Below are 19602 nucleotides of genomic sequence, written 5' to 3' on the forward strand. Positions count from 1 at the left end.
TAAAACAAGTGTACGCCGCGCTCGATTGTAAGTAAAATGGTTATATTTTATCCAAAGCATAGCTTTTATCTATGTAAATGCTTTCAATTATTCCGTTTATAAATAGGAGATTATTAGAAAAAAAGACGGTTCAATTAAAATGAACCGTCTTCCGGGAATATGGATCATATTAAATTAATCATCTTTAAATCCCTTTGTGAGCTGTTCTTTCGTGAACTGCAGCCATTCTTTTGCAGCATAAGAGAAGTATTGATTTTTGCCCCAAATAATCGCTAAGTTCCAGCTGATTGACGGGTTTACTACTCTTACCGACTTTACATTTGTATTTAGATTATCACAGATACTCTCAGGCAAAAGAGAAATTCCAAGTTTGTAAGCAACCATTTCCTCAATGAAAGACTGCTGTGAACTTTCAGAGATAATATGCGGATTAAAGCCTACACTGTTGCAAGAAAGAATAATTCGATCGTTTAAGACAAAGTCCTTATTAAACAAAATAAAAGATTCATCAGCCAATTCAGCTAATTGGACTTCCTCTTTTTCTGCCAATGGGTGTGAAGGGTGAAGGATGAGCTTAAGGTCTTCTTCCATAAAAGAGAAATGGTCGAAGATGTCGTTCTTAGTCGGAAGAACAATGATCCCAACATCAAGAAGATTGTTGGCCACATCTTCTTCTATTTTTTTTGAACCGTCTTCTACTAATTGAAAGGTAATCCCAGGATATTTTTCGTGAAAGCTGCTGATAATTTTCAAGAAAAAATGCGCATCAAATATTGGCGGCAACCCAATACGAATATGCCCTTTTTTTAGCCCTGTCAGGTTGTCCAATTCCGTTTCTAAATTATTAAAGGCTTTGTCAATTAATTTTGCCTGCTCCAAAATGATCTGTCCTGCATCGGTCAAGGCTAATTTCTTGCGGGAGCGGTCAAAAAGTTCAACTCCGAGCTCCGTCTCAAGATTTTTAATCATTTTACTAATAGTTGGCTGGGTGATAAATAAATGTTCTGCCGCACGGGAAAAACTATTAAAATTCGACACCTCAATAAAATATTGTAAATGTTTGATATCCAAAATCGTACACCTGCTTGTGGTTTTTAGGTTATGTTTCCACTTTGATTGGAAATAACAGAAATTCTATATAGCTTAGCGATCCTATCCTTTGCTATAGTATATCCTTTTTCTTAGTAATAAAAGAAGCAGTGAAGTGAAAGTAGAAAGTGAAGTAGCCATTCACTATAAGTGTGGTTTAAAATGTAGTGACAGGTTTTGATGAAACTGCACGCTAATAGGAGGTTTTATGATGGATAATAACGATATTTTAATTCGATTAAGATACGCACTGGATCTGAAAAATACAGAAATGGTTGAGATTTTTAAGCTTGGCGGGATTGAAGTGAGCAGGCAGGATTTGCCTAAAATCCTCACGAAATCAAAAGACAGCTACGACGATGAGATCGCTGAGGATGAAGAGAACATTAAATGTGACAACGTGATGTTTGAGTCCTTTTTAAATGGCTTCGTTACGTTTAAAAGAGGCAAACAGGAGCAAAAGCCGGGCCAGCCTGAAACACCGGAATTAACTTTGGGGAGAAGCGCTAATGTGAACAATCTTCTTTTGAAGAAAGTGAAAATCGCCCTCGCAATGACAAGTGAGGACATGCTTGATATCTTCGAAAAAGCGGGCATCCATGTGACAAAAGGGGAATTAGGCGCTTTATTAAGAAAAGAAGGCCATAAGAATTATAAAGAGTGCGGGGATAAATTCGCAAGAAACTTCCTAAAGGGTTTGGCTGTCAAATACAGAGGAGAATAAGCGAGTATGATTCATACTTACTCAGGGGAGACCATTCAGTTTGAGGTTACGTATAAAAAGCGTACGTCCATTGGCCTTTCGATGGACCAATATGGGAATGTAGAGGTCCTGGCTCCGAAAGGAACATCTGATGAACGTGTGCTTCAGATATTAGAGGAAAACTGGGACCTGATTCAGGAAAAAGCAAAAGAAATGAAGCATCGGATGCTTGGGCCGAAGGAGAGAGTGTATGAACACGGTGAAACTTTTCTTTTTTTGGGAAGGGACTATCCGATTCAGATTGTTCATGATGAAAACATCCAGCAGGATCATGCTGTGTTTGAAGGAGACAAGCTCCATATCTATGTGAAGCAGCTTGATGATGAGAAAATCAAACAGGCGCTGAAACGATTTTATTATCAGCAATGTAAAACGATCGTTGAGAAGAGCATCAAGTCCTATCAAAGCAACTTTAAAACTAAGCCGCGTTCGGTCCGTATTGTAGATAGCAAAAAGAACTGGGGAACCTGTGATGCAAACCTGCAGCTGACCTTTAACTGGAAGCTGGCCATGGCACCTTTGAAGGTGATCGAATACGTAGTCGTTCACGAAATGTGCCATATGGTTCATCTGAATCATGACCGGTCTTTCTGGCGTCTGGTTGGAAAGATTATGCCGGGTTATAAGGAACAGGAAAACTGGTTGGCTGTATCAAGTTGGAAAATGACTGTTTAAGGAAATATAGGTGCCTGACCCTCAGTATGATAATGGGTGACAAATCCCTAGCTTGTTATGACCAAAACCATATAAAAGGCCTGACCTTAACTTAAGGGCCAGGCTTTCTCTCATTTTGACTTGCTATTCACCTTTTTGTATTAAAATTCAATTATATAAATTATAAAATATGAATCATGGATTGATAATCTTTTTTAAGCTAGAAAAGCATACTAATTTGGAGAGGGAAAACAAAAAGAGACGCAAGACCTCGAAGGACCTTGCAGCCATTTCCTATCTTTTACTGAACCGGTCGATCCTCGAAATCATAGTCGACTGGACCAGGTGCAACTCTGGCATGTTCCAAAGCCGGAGTATCCGGTCTAGCAATCTGGTAAACAGATGCTCCAACAATTTCTGCCGCTTCCTGCAGTTTGTTTTTATCAATTTTATCAATCGTGTCAGCTGGAGTGTGGTACCATGGTTCAACCGGTGAGTGGATGAACAAGGCTGCCGGAATACCAAGCTCATGGAAAGGCTGGTGGTCACTTCGACCCAGCTGGCCGTAAGGAATGACTTCCGCTGCTGCTGTTCTCGCGCCTGCTGCCGCGGCTAAATCTGTTACAAGGTTTTTCTTTCCGTCAATCGTATACATAATTAAGCCGCCTGCAGGATTATCCCCTCCGGCATCCTTGCTTCCGATCATATCCATTTGAAAATGGGCGACAATTCGATCCGCCTCTTTATCACTTATAGTACTTGCATAATGATAGGAGCCCAACAGCCCTTTTTCTTCTGCCCCGAATGTAACAAAGCGGAGCTCTGTATCCGTTGGCATGTTGGCCATTACTCGGGCAAGCTCAAGGACTGCCGATACACCGGATGCATCATCATTAGCCCCCGGTCCGCCGTGGACAGAATCGTGATGTGCGCCAACCATGACGACTTGGCCATTATCTTTGTTTTTATGTGGTTTCAATTTGGCGATGACGTTGTAAGATGTTTTTTCAACATAGCCTGAACCAGTTACTTTAATCGTGGAAGTAAGCGGCTCTGTCTTTAATTTATCCACTAAAGCAAGTCCTTCAGCTCTAGTAATGGCCACTGCAGGGATATTTTGTCCATAGGCAGCCTGTCCAAAAGCATTTGAACTTCCGCTGCTATTGTACATGATGACCCCGATGGCACCTTTGTCCTGAACATGTTGGATTTTTTCCACGAAGGTGATGTCTCCGCGCTCAATAAGAGCGATTTTTCCTTTCACCTCATCAGAAACTGTACCGGCAAGAGCTTTGCCGACGTGAATCACCTGTCCTGATACCTCAGCACTGTAAGAACCGCTGAATACATAAGGAGTGAATACTTGGCCGTTCACTTGAAGGGCGCCGGATGCATTATTTCTAACTGTCTCATAAAAAGGAAACGGCTGCAATTCAGTCTCGTAGCCATACTTCTCAAATTGACTTTTTATGTACTGAGCTCCCACCAGTTCTCCGTCGGTACCAGCCTCACGCGGTTGCTGCGACAGTTTTGCAACTGTGTTATACATATTATCAGAGCTGATCTTCTTGATAATCTTGTTGTCAAAAGCAGAACTGGATTGAGCGTTAGGTGCCTGAACCGGGCCTTCAGCCATAACTCCATTAAAACTAAACGCTACTCCGGCGGCTAATAATCCCGCCATGGTTTTTCTATACATGTAACTCCCCCTCACTAGATAAATAGGATACTGACTAATAAATTATCAACTATTAGAAAAAATTGTTAAATAGAAAGAAAATGACAAAACATGACAAAGAGTTAAAATTTCAATGATTATTTTCTAATACCATCGTAATATATTTGTAATTTCCTGTTGGTATTAGAAGAATTTTAGAAGAAAAACAGGAGGATTCACACATAAATCTTGTTCTATCTTGCAGGAACATGGCGGTTTTTTAGGGAATAGGTAATAGTTTGACATCGGCTGTTGAGGCACGAAAGCAGAGGAGAGAAACATGAACGAGATTTTCGCAAAATATAACTTCAAACCAACAAAAGAAACAACCAAAGCAATAGAATACGAACATATTATAAGTAAAGACGTTATCTACGCATTGGCGACTAAGGGAATTGGGATTGTTCTTCATCCGGATACGGCAGAGTCGCTTAAACTGACCGGCAGGAGCGATGGGTTTGTACATAATACTGCGCTGAGCAGGTTTCCCAGAAGGAAGAATGATGGGAAGACGTATATTCATTATGGTAGTTCATTTAAGTTTCAGTCTGAGGAGCAGTTGGACGAATTCATAAATGGTTTAGGTGAGTTATTTAAAAATCGATAAAAAATAAGAAAAACGATCAGTCACTGATCGTTTTTCTTTTAGTCATTTTGTTTATTTATAATTCATAGTTAAATCCGTCATAACAGGATAATGATCGCTTGGGAATTGACCATTCTTTTGGTAGTTAATAATTTCAATCGTTTTTGCTAAGATGTTTCCTTTTGCAAGAATCCAATCAATACGGCTTTCAGGTCCCTTGCCAGTAGGATCATTAAAACCATTAAACGTTCCTAAATCTTCGTTCACGCGAGTTTGAGCTGTATCCCAAAGATCACTGAACTCCCCGTCTTTTGTCAGGGTCTGATGTGGAAGACTGGCAGGACCAGCATTGAAATCACCTGTTAAGATGACAGGTAAATCCGGATTGAACGATTTTGTTTTTTCTAAGATTAATGCGGCGCTTTTTTCTCTGGCTTCTGGTGATTGGTGATCAAAATGAGTATTTACTACGTAGAATTGCTGGTTGCTCTTTTTATCAAGAAACTTTGCCCACGTTACCATACGTGGAATTTTGTTCCCCCAAGATTTAGACCCAATAACATTTGGAGTATCTGAAAGCCAGTAGTGATCATATTCAATTGGGGTATACTTGTTTTCGTTATAGAAAATAGCTGAGTATTCACCTTTGCTTCCGCCTTCACGACCTAAGCCAATCCAATTGTATTCAGGTAGTGTGTCTTTTAAATCTTGAATTTGCTGGTAGACAGCTTCCTGAGTTCCAATGATATCTGGCTGTTCCCTCTGAATAAGCTTCTTAATAGTAGGAATCCGCTCCGCCCAAGTATGCGGGGAAGGATCAGTGCTGTTTAAGTATCTTAAATTATAAGTCATAACCCTTAAATCTACCTCTGATGCTTGTTTGGATTTTTCTGTAGCTGAAACATTTTGCATTCCTGAAAACAAACTGCTTACCATGGCGAGTACCATTGCCGCGAATAAAATAGGTTTTAATCCTTTTTTCAACTGTTTTCCCTCCTAGTATGTATGCTTACCTACCAAGCATAACGTCTGTTTGTAAAAAGTATGTTTTAGAGGGAATAATGTTTGTAAAGTAGAATACGAGTTAGGAATACTCTTGAAAAAACAAGGGTTTGACTGTTAAATTTAGGAGATTAGTTTTATAGAGGTGAGAGATTTATTTCCTAGAAAAATTTACAGAGGTTTTATTATGTTACGTCAATTTAACCAAGTGGACGAAGTTTTGCAAAGCAGTTGCTGATATTTACTTGATTAAAAAGCCTGCCTTCAAATAGAAAGCAGGCTTTTATTAACGTTCAACAGCTTTATTAAAAACAAAAAACGCCACAAAAGTCCCCAAACTCCCCAATCCAAGCAGAATCAGAAGAGGAAAGATGCTGGTACTTATGTAAAACAGGATCCCAATCCCCACGGTAATCCCAACTGTATGCAACGGCTTCCCAATCGACAGCAGCATTGCGTTCTTAAGCGATTGAAACAGTTTCAGATGAAAGTGCACCGTGTTGGAGAAGAAGTGCAGCGTGAAAACGAACATGAATACGCCTCCGGCCAGGAAGAGATAGTAGAGCGGCGAGCTGGTTTTGGCAAAGTAAACGTAGTCGATGACCAGGATGAACCAAAGCGGAACAATAAGCAGGCCGCCTATCATGCTTCGGATATAATTTTCTTTGTAGAAACGCCAGTAGGAACGGATCAGAGGAACTTGGCTGTCCGTAGTCACCCATTTGCGTATAATACCAAAGAGAGCGGTTGTGGCCGGAAACAGGATGAACGGAGCGAAGAACGCAATGGTCAGTCCGTTGACAATTAAGCCCGCCGGGTCCTTGATTGCAAATAGATTGAAGGTTAAGTAGACGATCGGCAGGTTGAAGAATAGCCATAGAATGTTGGCTGTGAAGATTTTGGTGATCCATTCGGTTACGGTGTTGAGCTGCTGCAGCAATCCTCCGGTTTTCATTGATATCCCCCTGATTAATTGAAAACGTTTTTCTCGTTTTTCTCTTATCATAGCATATTCATTTTGAGCTTTGGACGGTATCCAACAATGAAGAAGTAGAAGAGTTTTTAAAGTTTAACAAGTTAATAGAATCACAGGTAGTGCATTAGCCTATGGAAGTTGTAGGCAATGCTTTTTATTTTGACAGATTAAATGTCAGGTGAAAAAGATAACAACTTTTTAGAACCTTTAGTTGAAATTTATATCAATTAATGAACAACAAAAGTCCCTCTAAGAGAGCAACGGTTTAACGAGTTTTCTTATTTTCTCACGCCCATTACATTCCTAAGCAGAAATAAAATAATTGTATAGGGTATTATGATATGGTATTATAAAAACATCAAATCACATATATGATTTAGAATCACATATGTGATTTCGGAGGTATGACATGTCAGTAAAATCTGCAGAACGAGTATTAAGAGTATTTGAATTAGTAGCTCATCACCCAGAAGGTCTAACTATTAAAGAAATCAGTGAAAATCTTTCGTTCCCACAGAGCAGTACATCTAATTTAGTTGGTACTCTTTTTGAGGAAGGATATCTAAACCAAGATTCCCTTAAGCGTTATAAATTAGGGCCAAAACTGGTTCAGCTTGGAACACTTGCAATGGAATCTCTGGACATTTCTTCTCAAGGAACACCACATCTTAAAAAACTGATGGAAGATGTGCAAGAAACAGTATTCATGGCTGTATTGTCAGAAAGAGAGTTAGTTTACGTGGCTAAGATAGACAATAATCGGTCTATTCGAACAACCGCTCAACCGGGTTATCGGAAACCTTTATATTGCACGGGACTGGGCAAAGCATTTCTGGCTTTCCTGCCCCAGAATGAGAAAAATGCTATTTTGGACTATGCTGAACTTTCCCCTATCACAAAAAATACAATCACGGATCGCCAAGAATTAGAGAAGGAATTGAAAAGGTTTGCAGGTATGGGATATTCCATTGATGATGAGGAAAATGAAGAGGGTTTATATTGTTTAGCAGCACCCATTTTCGGTGCCGATCATACCATTCAAGCAGCCATTAGCGTAGCCGGGCCAAAAGAAAGAATGATCAGCCGCAAGGAGTTCATAGCGGACAAACTTCTTCAAACATCAAAGGAAATCTCCAAAAGCATAGGGCATTCATAAGAGCTGCAAGAGAGAGAAAAGGAGGCGCAGTATGGATGTAGTGAGTATGGGAGAAACGATGGTTTTGTTTACTCCGGATACACAAGGGCAGATGAGGTACGCCAGGAATTTCTCGTCAAAAATGGCTGGTGCCGAAACCAACACATTAATCGGGCTGGCAAAGCTCGGCCACAAGACAGGATGGATCAGTCGTGTAGGGAAGGATGAATTTGGATCGTTCGTCCTTTCGGCTGTCAGGGCTGAAGGAGTCGATACAAGTCAAGTCACAACTGACAAAAATGCACCAACAGGTATCTTTTTTAAAGAGATGCTGAATGAAAAAAATGTTCGAATATACTATCATCGAAAATATTCTGCGGCCAGTTTTCTGGATCCTATTTATATCAAAGAAGAGTATATCGCGAACACGAAATACCTTTACATAACAGGTATTACTCCAGCACTAAGCCAATCTTGCCGAGACAGCATCTTTTATGCTATTGAGATAGCAAAGAAACATGGCAAAAAAGTTGTCTTTGATCCTAATATTCGACGTAAATTATGGAGCGATGAAGAAGCTCGAAAAACGCTTCTTGCAATCGCTGAAATGGCTGACATTGTGCTGCCGGGCATTAATGAAGGGGAATTTTTGTTTGGAACAGAAGATTGTGAAGAATTAGCAGAGCTATTTCATAATCATGGAGTTGCAACCGTTATCATCAAACGCGGAGAAAAAGGAGCTTATTATTCGGCTTCTTCTGAAAAAGGATATGTACAAGGCTTTAAAGTGGAAAAAGTAGTGGATCCGGTCGGTGCAGGTGACGGTTTTGCAGCTGGTGTGCTTTCAGGTTTATTGGATGGGCTTACTCTTGAGAAGTGTGTGCAGAGAGGCTGTGCCATTGGTGCTTTAGTAACGACTGTTAGCGGAGATATTGAAGGGCTGCCTGACCGAGAAATATTGGAAGCGTATACTGAGTTGCCGGGTTCAGATGATGTTACACGTTAAATAGAAAGAGGAGGACCATAATCTCTATGGATATATTGTCAAGCATTCTAGAAACCAAAATTGTAGCTATTATCCGCGGTGCAAATCCAAATGATGTTTTAAAGATTGCAAAAGCACTTCATGAAGGCGGAGTAGGCGCTTTGGAAATTACGATGAATTCTCCAAAACCTTTATCTGTGATCGAAAAGGTATCAGATGAATTGGGAGATCAAGTGATAATAGGGGCGGGAACAGTTTTGGGTCCTGAAACGGCCCGTGCCGCTATCTTAGCGGGTGCTAGTTTTATTTTGTCACCTACTGTCAATATTGAAACGATTAAAATGACGAAGAGATATGGGGCGGTAAGCATTCCAGGTGCGTTTACTCCGACTGAGATTCTATCAGCCTATGAAAATGGCGGAGATATTATTAAAGTTTTCCCTGCTGCTTTAGGACCTGGCTTCATAAAAGATATACGGGGACCTCTTCCGCAAATTCCATTACTTCCAACAGGCGGCGTAGATCTAAGCAATATTCAGGCATTTATGAAAGCAGGTGCTGTTGGCTGTGGACTTGGAAGCGCTCTTGTGGATACGAAGCTTGAGGTAACAGATGAATATTTAGTGCAATTAACAGAAAAAGCGAAACAATTTGTTTCAGCTGTAAAATCAAACGACTAAAAAGGGGAGTATCTATTATGAAAATTACTAGTTATGAATTATTTCAAGTACCGCCGAGATGGTTGTTTTTAAAAATTGAAACAGATGAAGGAATTATCGGATGGGGCGAACCTGTTATTGAAGGAAGAGCTGAGACGGTAGGAACAGCCGTAAAAGAATTAATGGAGTATTTGATTGGAAAAGATCCGTTAAGAATTGAAGATCATTGGAATTATATGTATCGATCAGGTTTTTATAGAGGCGGCCCTATTTTTATGAGTGCAATTGCTGGAATCGATCAAGCGCTTTGGGATATAAAAGGGAAATTTTATAATGCGCCAGTCTATCAGCTATTAGGCGGAGCATGCAGGGATTCCATTCGCGTATATTCATGGATAGGCGGAGATCGCCCTGCTGAAGTGGGATCTTCAGCGAAGGCAGCTGTTGAAGCCGGATTTACTGCAATAAAAATGAATGGAACCGAGGAACTGCAGATCATTGATTCCTATGAAAAAATTGATCAGGCAGTCGAACGTATTGCTGCTGTTCGTGAAGCTGCCGGACCTTATGTCGGTATAGGCATTGATTTTCACGGGCGAGTACATAAGCCGATGGCAAAAATATTAGCGAAAGAACTTGAAGCCTACCGGCCAATGTTCATCGAAGAGCCGGTGCTTCCGGAAAATAATGAGGCGTTAAGGGAGATTGCGCGGGCAACCAATATACCGATTGCAACGGGGGAAAGAATGTTTTCAAGATGGGAATATAAGAACCTTTTAATGGATGGTTATGTAGATATTATTCAGCCGGATTTATCCCATGCAGGCGGTATTACAGAATGCAAAAAAATAATCTCGATGGCTGAAGCATTTGATGTTGCTGCAGCTCCGCACTGTCCTTTAGGACCAATTGCATTAGCTTCATGTCTTCAAGTTGATGCTACGTGTCACAATGCGTTTATTCAAGAACAGAGTCTTGGAATTCATTATAATCAGGGAAGCGATTTACTGGATTACATTGTCGATAATCGTGTATTCAAATATGAAAACGGTTACGTGAAAATACCGGATGGTCCTGGTTTGGGAATTGAAATCAACGAAGAACATGTGAGGAAAATGGCAGAAATCGGTCACAATTGGAGAAATCCAGTTTGGAGACATACTGATGGAAGCATCGCTGAGTGGTAATAATAAATACGGATGAAGCGGGTGGTTAAAGTGAGCAAGAGAATGACAAAAGTGCGGTATGGTGTTGTTTTTATGTTGTTTATCACCGTCATTATAAATTACATGGATCGAAGCAATATTGCAGTAGCTGCCCCATTTATTTCAAAGGAACTAGAGTTAGACCCTGTGCAGATGGGCCTTATATTTTCGGCGTTTGGATGGACCTATTGTGCTCTTCAAATACCTGGCGGATGGATACTGGACAAGCTGGGAAACAGAAAAACCCATGCCATAGGCATAGCTGGATTCTCTATAGCAACTTTACTGCAGGGGTTTGTACACGGTTTCTCGGGATTTATCTTACTTCGCGTTGGATTGGGAGCGTTTGAGGCACCAGCTTTCCCGACAAATAGTAAAGTAGCGGCCAGCTGGTTTCCGGAAAAAGAAAGAGCTAGAGCCGTTGCGATTTATACCTCTGGACAGTTTATAGGATTGGCCTTTTTAACTCCAGCCTTAATTTTTTTACAGCAATGGTTTGGCTGGAGGGGCCTGTTTATCATTACAGGTATTATTGGAATATCTTGGGCAATTCTTTGGTATTTACTTTATCGTGATCCTCAGCACAGTAAAAAGGTTAATAAACAAGAACTCGATTATATTCGTGAAGGCGGAGCAATCTTTGATGCTATTGCAGATGATAAGTCTGTAAAATCTACAGTAGGCATAAAAGACTTTGCAATCGTATTAAAAAGCAGGAAGTTATGGGGTATATACATTGGACAATTTGCAGTGGCATCCACGCTATGGTTTTTCTTAACCTGGTTTCCCACGTACCTTGTTGAATATAGAGGATTAACGTTTGTAAAAACCGGTTTATTGGCTTCATTACCATTTTTAGCAGCATTTGTAGGTGTATTATCTTCTGGATTCTTGTCTGATTTCCTTGTGAAAAAAGGGGTTTCTGACAACGTTGCTAGAAAAGTGCCTGTTATTACTGGGTTATTGCTGGCAACCTCTATAATTGGGGCAAACTATGTGGAAAATACAAATTTAGTCATCATGTTTATGTGTATAGCTTTTTTCGGGAACGGTTTCGCTTCGATTACCTGGGTGTTTGTTTCACTGTTGGCACCAAAACGGCTTGTTGGGATAGCTGGAGGGGTATTTAACTTTATTGGCGGTACAGCATCTATCATTATTCCTATTGTAATTGGTTTTTTAGCAAAAGGAGGAAATTTTGCTCCTGCACTTACTTTTATCGCCTGTGTAACTCTGATAGGAGCTTTATCATACATTTTCTTAGTTGGAAAAGTTGAGCGGATTCAGGTAAAAGAAGAAGAATCTTTAAAAGGTTATGAATCTGCATAACTTATAAATAGGTATATGGGAATTGTGGTGTTTAAAGACTAATCCTAAAGGGATTAGTCTTTTTTATTTATAGGGGAATCAAACGCTCTCTATGAGTATCCAAATCTAGGATTGTGCCAGTATAGGGGAATCAAACGCTCTCTATGAGTATCCAAATCTAGGATTAAGCCTGTAAAGAGGAATCATACGCTCTCTATGAGTATCCAAATCCAGGATTAAGCCTGTAAAGAGGAATCATACGCTCTATGAGTATCCAAATCCAGGTTTGAGCCTGTAAAGAGGAATCAAACGCTCTCTATGAGTATCCAAATCTAGGATTGAGCCAGTATAGGGGAATCAAACGCTCTCTATGAGTATCCAAATTTAAGATTGAGCCAGTATAGAGGAATCAAACGCTCTCTATGAGTATCCAAAACCAGGATTGACCCAGTATAGGGGAATCATACGCTCTCTATGAGTATCCAAAACCAGAATTATGCCTGTAAAGAGGAATCAAACGCTCTCTATGAGTATCCAAATCCAGGTTTAAGCCTGTAAAGAGGAATCATCCGCTCTCTATGAGTATCCATATCCAGGATTAAGCCTGTAAAGAGGAATCATCCGCTCTCTATGAGTATCCAAATCCAGGATTAAGCCTGTAAAGAGGAATCAAACGCTCTCTATGAGTATCCAAATCCAGAATTAAGCCTGTAAAGAGGAATCAAACGCTTTCTATGAGTATCCAAATCCAGGATTGAGCCAAAATAGGGGAATCATACGCTCTCTATGAGTATCCAAAACCAGGATTAAGACTGTAAAGAGGAATCAAACGCTCTCTATGAGTATCCAAATCCAGGATTAAGCCTGTAAAGAGGAATCAAACGCTCTCTATGAGTATCCAAAACCAGGATTGTGCCTGTTTAGGGGAATCAAACGCTCTCTATGAGTAATTGAGACTGTTCCTCTGCAAACGGAGATTGCAACAACAGCTAAGTGTCCGGCAAGGGAAGAGATGTTGATGATGTGGCCTTGTTTTCTTCCTCTCATCCTTCTTAAAAGGAAAAAGCCAAAGTTTCCTCTGGCTTTACTTTTTCATGGATTGGATAAAAGGTGTTTTATTCTTTTTACGTAAACAGTTGAATTATGAATGAAATCAATATTCCAACGACCCCAAAGTCCGAATCTCCAAATGTTGTCCCTTCAAATCCTAATGATCCAAGGACAGGCAATAACAGTGCCGGTAAAAATGAGATTAATAGCCCGTTGGCAAATGCTCCAATAATAGCGCCGCGTCTGCCGCCAGTGGCGTTTCCGAATACTCCTGCAGCAGCACCTGTGAAGAAATGGGGGATGAGACCTGGTACGATTATTTTTAAGTCCAGTATAGGCAAGATAAACATGGATAATGCCCCAGCCAAAAAGCTTGATAGAAAGCCAATGATTACAGCATTTGGTGCGAAAGGGAAGACGGCGGGTGCATCAAGAGCGGGCTTCGCATCCTTTACAACTTTATCCGCGATTCCTTTAAATGCAGGAACAATTTCAGCAATTAACATCCGAACCCCTGCTAAGACAATGTACACCCCAGCAGCGAAAGTGATTGCCTGCATAAATGAGAAGACAAGGAAGTTTGTGCCGCTGCTTAGTTCTGCTTCGACAAAGCTTTTTCCTGCTATCGGGGCGACAATCAAAAAGAGGATTGTCATCGTTAAGCTCATTGCCACTGATGTATCGCGCAAAAATCCAAGGGATTTGGGCACTTTGATATCCTCAGTTGATTTCGATTTGTCTCCTAATCTTTTTGCCAGAAAGGCAGAAGTGAAATATCCAATGGAACCAAAGTGGCCAAGAGCGATGCTGTCATTGCCTGTAATTTGCCGTACATATGGCTGGAGCAGTGCAGGCATGAGCACCATCAAACTCCCTAATATAAGTGACCCGATAATAATTAACGGAATGCCCGTTATTCCGCCTGTTGCGAATACAGCAGACAGCAAGCAAGCCATAAATAAGGTATGATGCCCAGTTAAGAAAATGTATTTGAACGGAGTGAACCGTGCAATCAGGATGTTAACGAGCATCCCGAAAAGCATGATCATGGCTGTTTCCGTTCCAAGCGTTTCTTGTGCAATCGCAACGATTGCTTCATTATTAGGAATAATCCCCTGAATATTGAACGCTTTTTCAAACATGCTGCCAAAAATGTCAAGAGCACCAATTAATATCGTGGCTCCGGCACCGAGAATAACAAATCCCATAATGGTTTTCAGTGTTCCTGAAACCGTATCTGCCATTCCTTTTTTCTGAAGAAGCAGTCCAATAAATGCAAACAATCCAACAAGAATGGCTGGTGTACCCAGCACATCCTTCATAATAAAATCAATCATTCGAGACCCTCCTCTTTACTTGAGCAGTTCTTTCTATTTAAGGTGTTTTTCTAAGACTCTTTTAAGCTCATTTGTGTCTAAAATATTCGTTAAACCTTCCACTGTTCTTGTTCCATCATCAAGTGATTCTACTAAATCCTTTGATCCTAAATACAGGTCCGCCTGCTCAGATTTACTTGTTGTTAAATCTGTATGAGATACTTCAGCTTGAACGCCAAGCTCATTTAAAATCGTTTTTACATTCATTTCAACAATAAAGCTGCTTCCTAATCCATTCCCGCAAACTACTAAAATCTTTTTCATCATTTTTCCTCCTAATTGGTTGAATATTTTTCGATAACGGCTAAAACCTCATCTGTTGTTTCGGCTTGTACCAGTTTATTGATATTTTCTGGATTTGAGAGCATCATTGAAAATTGAGATAATGCTTTTAAGTGCGTTTCATTGTCGATTGCTGCCAGAACGAATAAAAGGTTTACCCGGTGCTCAGGTTTTTCTGTAAATGAACAGCCCTCTTTTATTCTGAGAAAACTCATTCCCACTTTGTTTACTCCATCTTCTGGTCGTGCGTGCGGCAGAGCGATTTTTGGAGCAATGACGATATAAGGTCCGAGTTTTTCTACATTGCTGATCATTGCCTCGATATAGCTTTCCTTAATCGACTTATTTGCTAAAAGAGGCTTTGCACCGAGCTTTATCGCTTCCTTCCAGCTGTCAATCTGATCTGCAAACTGAATGGTGTCTTTGGTTAAGATGTCATTTAACATTGGTTTCTTCCTCCCCTGATTATCTGATGATCGATTTGCTATAAAGTATTGGGAGAGTTCTTGCTGCAGTCCTTTTTCATCCGTGATCACACCATGTTTTTTCATTATGGTCATTAATGCTTCAATTTCCCCCGGCAGTGAAGGATTAGGAGAAGCTTCTATTTGTGACAGCAGATTGGCCTTTTCAGTATGGGTTAAAATGGGATGAACAATGAAAACAGGAACATCCCGTTTCTGAATAGGAGTTGTCGAGATGACATAATCAATCTGTCCGAGCTCGCTTTCATGATATTCTCGTTTAGTCATTACCTTAACTACATCTAATGTTGGAATTAAATCCTCCAGCTGTTTTTGCACAATTCGAGAGGTTCCAATCCCGCTTCCGCATACAACTGCTGCTTTCTTCCGGGCTTTTACTGAAACACCTTCTTTTTCGATCCAGCCCCCAAAATGCAGGGCTACATAGGCAATTTCATCTTTAGAAACCTTTTTTCCAAGCACATCTTCAAAGTGATAAATCACTTTTTCTGTTAACAAGTAAATATCCTGATATTTATCTTTTACAGAGGAAGTCAGTGGATTTTCAAGGTCAATTCCATATTTAATTCGATAGTATGCAGGCCTTAAATGCAAAAATAGGTTTTTCTCCAGAGCCTTTCTTTCTGTAAATACTACGCATGCATATGTTTGAAAGGAATCCACCATCCTGGAGATGATTTTCTTCATGTTTAAAGCATCTTGATCATCAATCGGTTCCCGTTTATACTCGCTGATTTTGGCTCCCAGAAGATAGGTTGTTAGATAATAAACTTCATCTTCCGGAACGGAAATACGGTAAACGTTTTCAATTTTTAAGGAAATAGATTTAGCTGCCTGAAATTCTTTTGTTTGTTTAATAACCTGTTTTTCTACATCATTTATTGTTACAAATTTTGATTGTGCAAAACGTTTAATAAATGAAGCAAGGTGGACGCTCATTTGATTGATAATATCATCAGTAAACCTGACACCTATTACCTGCTCCGCCTCATTTAATAGAGTATGAATCTCATGAATGGTGAGTCTGTTAAAGTCTTGCAGAGGAGTTGGTCCGCATGCTGTTAAGCTGTGCTGGACTTCCGTTAAAAGCTGATCTAATCCATGTCCGTCAATCAGCTCTGTGATATATGAAACCAATGCACTTCGTTTGTCTTGCTCAGATCCTGATAGATAGTACCCTTTTTCTTTTTTGAATAGAAGTATTAGGTTGTAGCTGCTTAGCTCCTGTTTTATCTGTTTAATATCCGTAAGCATGGTGCTTCGGCTAACAAGAAAACGGTCAAGAAACGTTTTAAGAAAAACAGGATTTTCCCTTGTAAGAATCATCACCACAGCCCAGGCTTTTCTTTCTCTGGGAGAATCTTCATACACATGAGCCTGCCGGGTTTGTGCGATTTTTTGTTTGATTTGTTCACGTGTCACATCGGTTACATAAAAACCGGCTGAGCGGATATAATTTAAAGCTTCAAGCTCTTGATTCTTCAGCCAATCATTAATCTTATCGACATCATAATAGACAGTCCGCTTTGAAATGTTCATCTCTTCCATAATCTCTGAAGTCGGCACATAGCGGGGAGTTTGCACAATTTTGTTTAATATCCCCACACACCGCTGATCTAATGTCACAGGAATCCTCCTTCCTTAATAGTGAAAAGAGATTTTTTTCATTCTATGTGGAGTTTGCAAATATCAAACTTCAATAAGTATTTCTTACTTTCATTATACTGCGCAGATACTAGATGATAAGTCCAAATGTTTACTTAGGAAGTTTGCAAAGATTGAACTTTTATTTAGCATCATGTCAAATTATAGGCTTCCAGATAAAGAGTATGATGGATTGTAGATTGAAACAAAGGGATAAAGGCCTCCCGCAAAGAATACATTCCAATAGAAACAAATCTGAGGCAGCAGCAAACTGTCTCATTTTGGAGTGTGAAAAAATGAGTGCTCAGGAACAGATTATCAGTGTGAATGGCTTGGTCAAAACATATGGGGATTTTACAGCGGTTAATGGCATCGCTTTTGATGTATTTAAAGGCGAAGTGTTTGGAGTGCTGGGTCCGAATGGAGCGGGGAAGACGACCACTTTGGAGATGCTGGTGGGACTGCGGAAGCCGGATGGCGGTTCGGCTGATATTGGCGGGTTTGATGTGGTGAGGGATTTAAAGAAGGTGAAGGAAGTCATTGGTGTCCAGCTGCAGTCGACAACTCTTTTTGAGCTTTTGACGGTGGAGGAGATCCTCCATTTGTATGCGAGTTTTTACAAGAAACAGATTCCGATTCATCCGCTGATTGAGGATATGCTGCTCACGGATAAAACGAAGAGCCGGATCAAAAGCCTGTCAGGCGGACAGAAGCAGAGACTTGCGATTGCGCTCGCTCTTGTTCATGATCCGCTGATTATTTTTCTGGATGAGCCGACAACAGGACTAGATCCCCAGGCCAGAAGAACACTGTGGGATATTATTTTTAACCTGAAGGAAAAGGGAGTTACGGTTGTTTTGACTACTCATTACATGGATGAAGCCCATGTGCTTTGCGACAGAATTGCCATTATGGATCAGGGAAACCTGATTGCACTCGATACCCCTGCCGAGCTTGTGCGCAGTCTTCACTCTGAAAATGCGGTGGAATTCCGGTTTGAGGAAGAAGCAGCTGAGATGGATCTCACTCAAATTGAAGGCGTCAAGCAGGTTGGAAGGCAGAAGGATGCAACCATTCTGTATACGGATAATCTTCAGGCAACCTTAACGAGCCTCATTCAAACGGCCGCAGACCTGGGCTTGAAATTGGCAGATTTACAGATTCGGACGGCAACGCTTGAAGACGTCTTTATCCATATGACGGGAAGGAGGCTGCGGGAAGCATGAAGGCATATTGGCAATTAACGTTAACCCAGCTGCGTATTTTCCTCCGCAATCGCCAGGTATTATTTTGGACGCTTGCGTTTCCGATTTTTCTTATGATCATGCTAGGGTCGTTTCTCGGGAATGGCAGCAGCATGTCGGTTACGGTTGGAGTCGTCGATCAGGATCAATCCGGTGAATCGAAGGCATTTGTTGCGGCATTAAAGAAAAATAAGGCGATGGAGCTTGAAATGGAGCTGAAGGAGGACAAAGCCTTCAATGAGGTAAAAAAGGGAAATCTGCAAATCTTGATTGTGATTCCAAAAGGTTATAGTGAAGAGCTTGGTCAAGAGTCTCCTTTTAAACTCCCAGTCTATTATGATGAAACAAATACGGCGGCCTCCCAGGTAGGCCTGCAGCTTGTAAACGGAGCGGTTGATCAGATCAGCAAAGAAAAAGCAGATTACAAGCCTGTGGTCGTCACTGAGGCAAAAGGAATCGAAACGCTGAACCTGCAGTATATTGACTTTTTGGTACCCGGAATTGTGGCGATGATGATTATGAGCAACAACATGAACGGGGTAGCCGGGCAAATTGCTGCGTGGAGAGAGCGGGGCATTTTGAGAAGAATGCAGGGAACGACGCTTAAGGCATCTACCTTCATTGCGGCGCAGATAACGGCTCGTCTTATGCTGAATGGCTTGCAGGCTTTGCTTGTACTTGTAATAGCACAGCTTATTTTCGGAGTCGATGTGCGCGGATCCTGGCTGACACTTATCACCTTCGTGATTTTAGGTACTCTTGCCTTTATGGCGATTGGATTTATCATTGCCGGAATTGCAAAAACACCGGAAAGCGCCGCGCCGATCGCAGGATTTCTTTCCTTCCCAATGCTCTTTTTAGGAGGCGTCTTTTTCCCGATTAAAAATATGCCCGAATTTTTGCAGCCGATTGTCGGTGTGCTCCCGATTTCCCACTTAAGCCATGCATTAAGGGAAGTCATGAACGTCGGAGCATCCTTTTTGACGCTTGGAACCGAAACCTTGATACTGGGATGCTGGGTCTTGGGTGCGTTTATTGTGGCGAGCTATACGTTTAAGTGGGAATAAGGAAGTGGAATAGAGAGAAAAAGATATGGGAAGCTGCAATGTCGATCATTCTAGTGAGGACGCTCTTCAAAAGTTTAAAAATAAGCAGGGCAACTTATCTAAAAAGTTCGCCATCTATACCACAGCAGCCTGTCAAGAAAGTCCCGAACATCATGATAGCAAGTAATAAATATTCAAAAAAACCTTAAAATAAGAAGCTGACTCAAAATAGTCGTTATTCAACAACCTTTTGAGTCAGCCTCTTTTATTGTAAGATAAAAAAACAAGTTTATTCTCTCGGTAATTTTTATAATAAAGGTTTCAATAGTATACTCTAATTACCAATACCATCACTTAAAAGAGGGGGGATAAAGCAATTATTGTTATTCAACAAGA

At 40.7% G+C, this 19602-nt stretch carries 17 protein-coding genes; 10 read left to right on the top strand and 7 right to left on the bottom strand.

Features of this window, described 5'->3' with window-relative positions; translation table 11 throughout:
- Positions 1 to 174: 174 nt before the first annotated feature.
- Positions 175 to 1071: a cidABC operon transcriptional activator CidR gene (gene cidR / locus QLQ22_RS02210; protein WP_252207951.1), complete on the bottom strand. Its 897-nt coding sequence runs from the start codon at positions 1069 to 1071 to the stop codon at positions 175 to 177.
- A 229-nt stretch (positions 1072 to 1300) separates the two neighbouring features.
- On the opposite strand from cidR, the gene QLQ22_RS02215 reads away from it, so the two are divergent.
- Positions 1301 to 1813, top strand: coding sequence for a YehS family protein (locus QLQ22_RS02215; RefSeq protein ID WP_284015920.1), 513 nt, complete (start codon positions 1301 to 1303; stop codon positions 1811 to 1813).
- Between the two features lie 6 nt (positions 1814 to 1819).
- Entirely contained in the window at positions 1820 to 2527 is a 708-nt protein-coding gene (locus QLQ22_RS02220; RefSeq protein WP_284015921.1) for a M48 family metallopeptidase, read from the top strand.
- A 280-nt stretch (positions 2528 to 2807) separates the two neighbouring features.
- Here QLQ22_RS02220 and QLQ22_RS02225 read toward each other — a convergent pair whose 3' ends face one another.
- Complete coding sequence (locus QLQ22_RS02225; protein WP_284015922.1) at positions 2808 to 4205, bottom strand: M28 family peptidase; 1398 nt, start codon at positions 4203 to 4205, stop codon at positions 2808 to 2810.
- 298 nt (positions 4206 to 4503) lie between these two features.
- On the opposite strand from QLQ22_RS02225, the gene QLQ22_RS02230 reads away from it, so the two are divergent.
- The gene (locus tag QLQ22_RS02230; RefSeq protein WP_223439211.1) at positions 4504 to 4830 is read left to right on the top strand and encodes a hypothetical protein; all 327 of its coding nucleotides are present in this window, start codon (positions 4504 to 4506) and stop codon (positions 4828 to 4830) included.
- Positions 4831 to 4881: 51 nt separating this feature from the next.
- Here QLQ22_RS02230 and QLQ22_RS02235 read toward each other — a convergent pair whose 3' ends face one another.
- On the bottom strand, positions 4882 to 5793 hold the full coding sequence (locus QLQ22_RS02235; RefSeq protein WP_284015923.1) for an endonuclease/exonuclease/phosphatase family protein: 912 nt from the start codon (positions 5791 to 5793) through the stop codon (positions 4882 to 4884).
- Positions 5794 to 6097: 304 nt separating this feature from the next.
- Positions 6098 to 6766, bottom strand: coding sequence for a YesL family protein (locus tag QLQ22_RS02240; RefSeq protein WP_284015924.1), 669 nt, complete (start codon positions 6764 to 6766; stop codon positions 6098 to 6100).
- A gap of 430 nt (positions 6767 to 7196) precedes the next feature.
- On the opposite strand from QLQ22_RS02240, the gene QLQ22_RS02245 reads away from it, so the two are divergent.
- From QLQ22_RS02245 to QLQ22_RS02265, 5 genes are read left to right on the top strand one after another with little or no spacing between them, the layout of a single operon-like run.
- Positions 7197 to 7943, top strand: a complete 747-nt coding sequence (locus tag QLQ22_RS02245) for an IclR family transcriptional regulator (RefSeq protein ID WP_223439217.1) — start codon at positions 7197 to 7199, stop codon at positions 7941 to 7943.
- A 31-nt stretch (positions 7944 to 7974) separates the two neighbouring features.
- Positions 7975 to 8928, top strand: coding sequence for a sugar kinase (locus QLQ22_RS02250; RefSeq protein WP_284015925.1), 954 nt, complete (start codon positions 7975 to 7977; stop codon positions 8926 to 8928).
- A 26-nt stretch (positions 8929 to 8954) separates the two neighbouring features.
- The gene (locus tag QLQ22_RS02255) at positions 8955 to 9587 is read left to right on the top strand and encodes a bifunctional 4-hydroxy-2-oxoglutarate aldolase/2-dehydro-3-deoxy-phosphogluconate aldolase (RefSeq protein WP_284015926.1); all 633 of its coding nucleotides are present in this window, start codon (positions 8955 to 8957) and stop codon (positions 9585 to 9587) included.
- Positions 9588 to 9604: 17 nt separating this feature from the next.
- On the top strand, positions 9605 to 10753 hold the full coding sequence (dgoD, locus tag QLQ22_RS02260) for a galactonate dehydratase (protein ID WP_223439223.1): 1149 nt from the start codon (positions 9605 to 9607) through the stop codon (positions 10751 to 10753).
- Between the two features lie 42 nt (positions 10754 to 10795).
- Positions 10796 to 12100, top strand: coding sequence for an MFS transporter (locus QLQ22_RS02265; protein WP_284015927.1), 1305 nt, complete (start codon positions 10796 to 10798; stop codon positions 12098 to 12100).
- A gap of 1103 nt (positions 12101 to 13203) precedes the next feature.
- On the opposite strand, the gene QLQ22_RS02270 is transcribed toward QLQ22_RS02265, so the two are convergent.
- From QLQ22_RS02270 to QLQ22_RS02280, 3 genes are read right to left on the bottom strand one after another with little or no spacing between them, the layout of a single operon-like run.
- Positions 13204 to 14466, bottom strand: coding sequence for a PTS ascorbate transporter subunit IIC (locus QLQ22_RS02270; RefSeq protein ID WP_284015928.1), 1263 nt, complete (start codon positions 14464 to 14466; stop codon positions 13204 to 13206).
- Positions 14467 to 14499: 33 nt separating this feature from the next.
- Entirely contained in the window at positions 14500 to 14769 is a 270-nt protein-coding gene (locus QLQ22_RS02275; RefSeq protein ID WP_223439227.1) for a PTS sugar transporter subunit IIB, read from the bottom strand.
- Positions 14770 to 14780: 11 nt separating this feature from the next.
- Positions 14781 to 16898, bottom strand: a complete 2118-nt coding sequence (locus tag QLQ22_RS02280) for a BglG family transcription antiterminator (RefSeq protein ID WP_284015929.1) — start codon at positions 16896 to 16898, stop codon at positions 14781 to 14783.
- Between the two features lie 314 nt (positions 16899 to 17212).
- Between QLQ22_RS02280 and QLQ22_RS02285 the strand changes: the two genes are divergently transcribed.
- Both QLQ22_RS02285 and QLQ22_RS02290 read left to right on the top strand, forming a co-directional pair.
- Positions 17213 to 18142 (top strand): ABC transporter ATP-binding protein, encoded by a 930-nt coding sequence (locus tag QLQ22_RS02285; RefSeq protein WP_223439231.1) that lies wholly within the window; start codon positions 17213 to 17215, stop codon positions 18140 to 18142.
- A complete protein-coding gene (locus tag QLQ22_RS02290; protein ID WP_223439233.1) occupies positions 18139 to 19227 on the top strand; it encodes an ABC transporter permease in 1089 nt (362 codons plus the stop codon). The genes QLQ22_RS02285 and QLQ22_RS02290 overlap by 4 nt, the downstream gene beginning before the upstream one ends.
- The last annotated feature ends 375 nt before the right edge of the window (positions 19228 to 19602 follow it).

The organism is Metabacillus hrfriensis, assembly GCF_030127205.1.
GTDB lineage: Bacteria > Bacillota > Bacilli > Bacillales > Bacillaceae > Bacillus_P > Bacillus_P dongyingensis.

Excerpts from the sequence above, each read along its gene's own strand:
- QLQ22_RS02290 (WP_223439233.1), top strand. The coding sequence starts at position 18,139 with ATGAAGGCATATTGGCAATTAACGTTAACCCAGCTGCGTATTTTCCTC.
- QLQ22_RS02255 (WP_284015926.1), top strand. The coding sequence starts at position 8,955 with ATGGATATATTGTCAAGCATTCTAGAAACCAAAATTGTAGCTATTATC.
- dgoD (WP_223439223.1), top strand. The coding sequence starts at position 9,605 with ATGAAAATTACTAGTTATGAATTATTTCAAGTACCGCCGAGATGGTTG.
- QLQ22_RS02275 (WP_223439227.1), bottom strand. The coding sequence starts at position 14,769 with ATGAAAAAGATTTTAGTAGTTTGCGGGAATGGATTAGGAAGCAGCTTT.
- QLQ22_RS02270 (WP_284015928.1), bottom strand. The coding sequence starts at position 14,466 with ATGATTGATTTTATTATGAAGGATGTGCTGGGTACACCAGCCATTCTT.
- QLQ22_RS02265 (WP_284015927.1), top strand. The coding sequence starts at position 10,796 with ATGACAAAAGTGCGGTATGGTGTTGTTTTTATGTTGTTTATCACCGTC.
- QLQ22_RS02240 (WP_284015924.1), bottom strand. The coding sequence starts at position 6,766 with ATGAAAACCGGAGGATTGCTGCAGCAGCTCAACACCGTAACCGAATGG.
- QLQ22_RS02285 (WP_223439231.1), top strand. The coding sequence starts at position 17,213 with ATGAGTGCTCAGGAACAGATTATCAGTGTGAATGGCTTGGTCAAAACA.
- QLQ22_RS02215 (WP_284015920.1), top strand. The coding sequence starts at position 1,301 with ATGGATAATAACGATATTTTAATTCGATTAAGATACGCACTGGATCTG.
- QLQ22_RS02230 (WP_223439211.1), top strand. The coding sequence starts at position 4,504 with ATGAACGAGATTTTCGCAAAATATAACTTCAAACCAACAAAAGAAACA.
- QLQ22_RS02220 (WP_284015921.1), top strand. The coding sequence starts at position 1,820 with ATGATTCATACTTACTCAGGGGAGACCATTCAGTTTGAGGTTACGTAT.
- QLQ22_RS02225 (WP_284015922.1), bottom strand. The coding sequence starts at position 4,205 with ATGTATAGAAAAACCATGGCGGGATTATTAGCCGCCGGAGTAGCGTTT.
- QLQ22_RS02245 (WP_223439217.1), top strand. The coding sequence starts at position 7,197 with ATGTCAGTAAAATCTGCAGAACGAGTATTAAGAGTATTTGAATTAGTA.
- QLQ22_RS02250 (WP_284015925.1), top strand. The coding sequence starts at position 7,975 with ATGGATGTAGTGAGTATGGGAGAAACGATGGTTTTGTTTACTCCGGAT.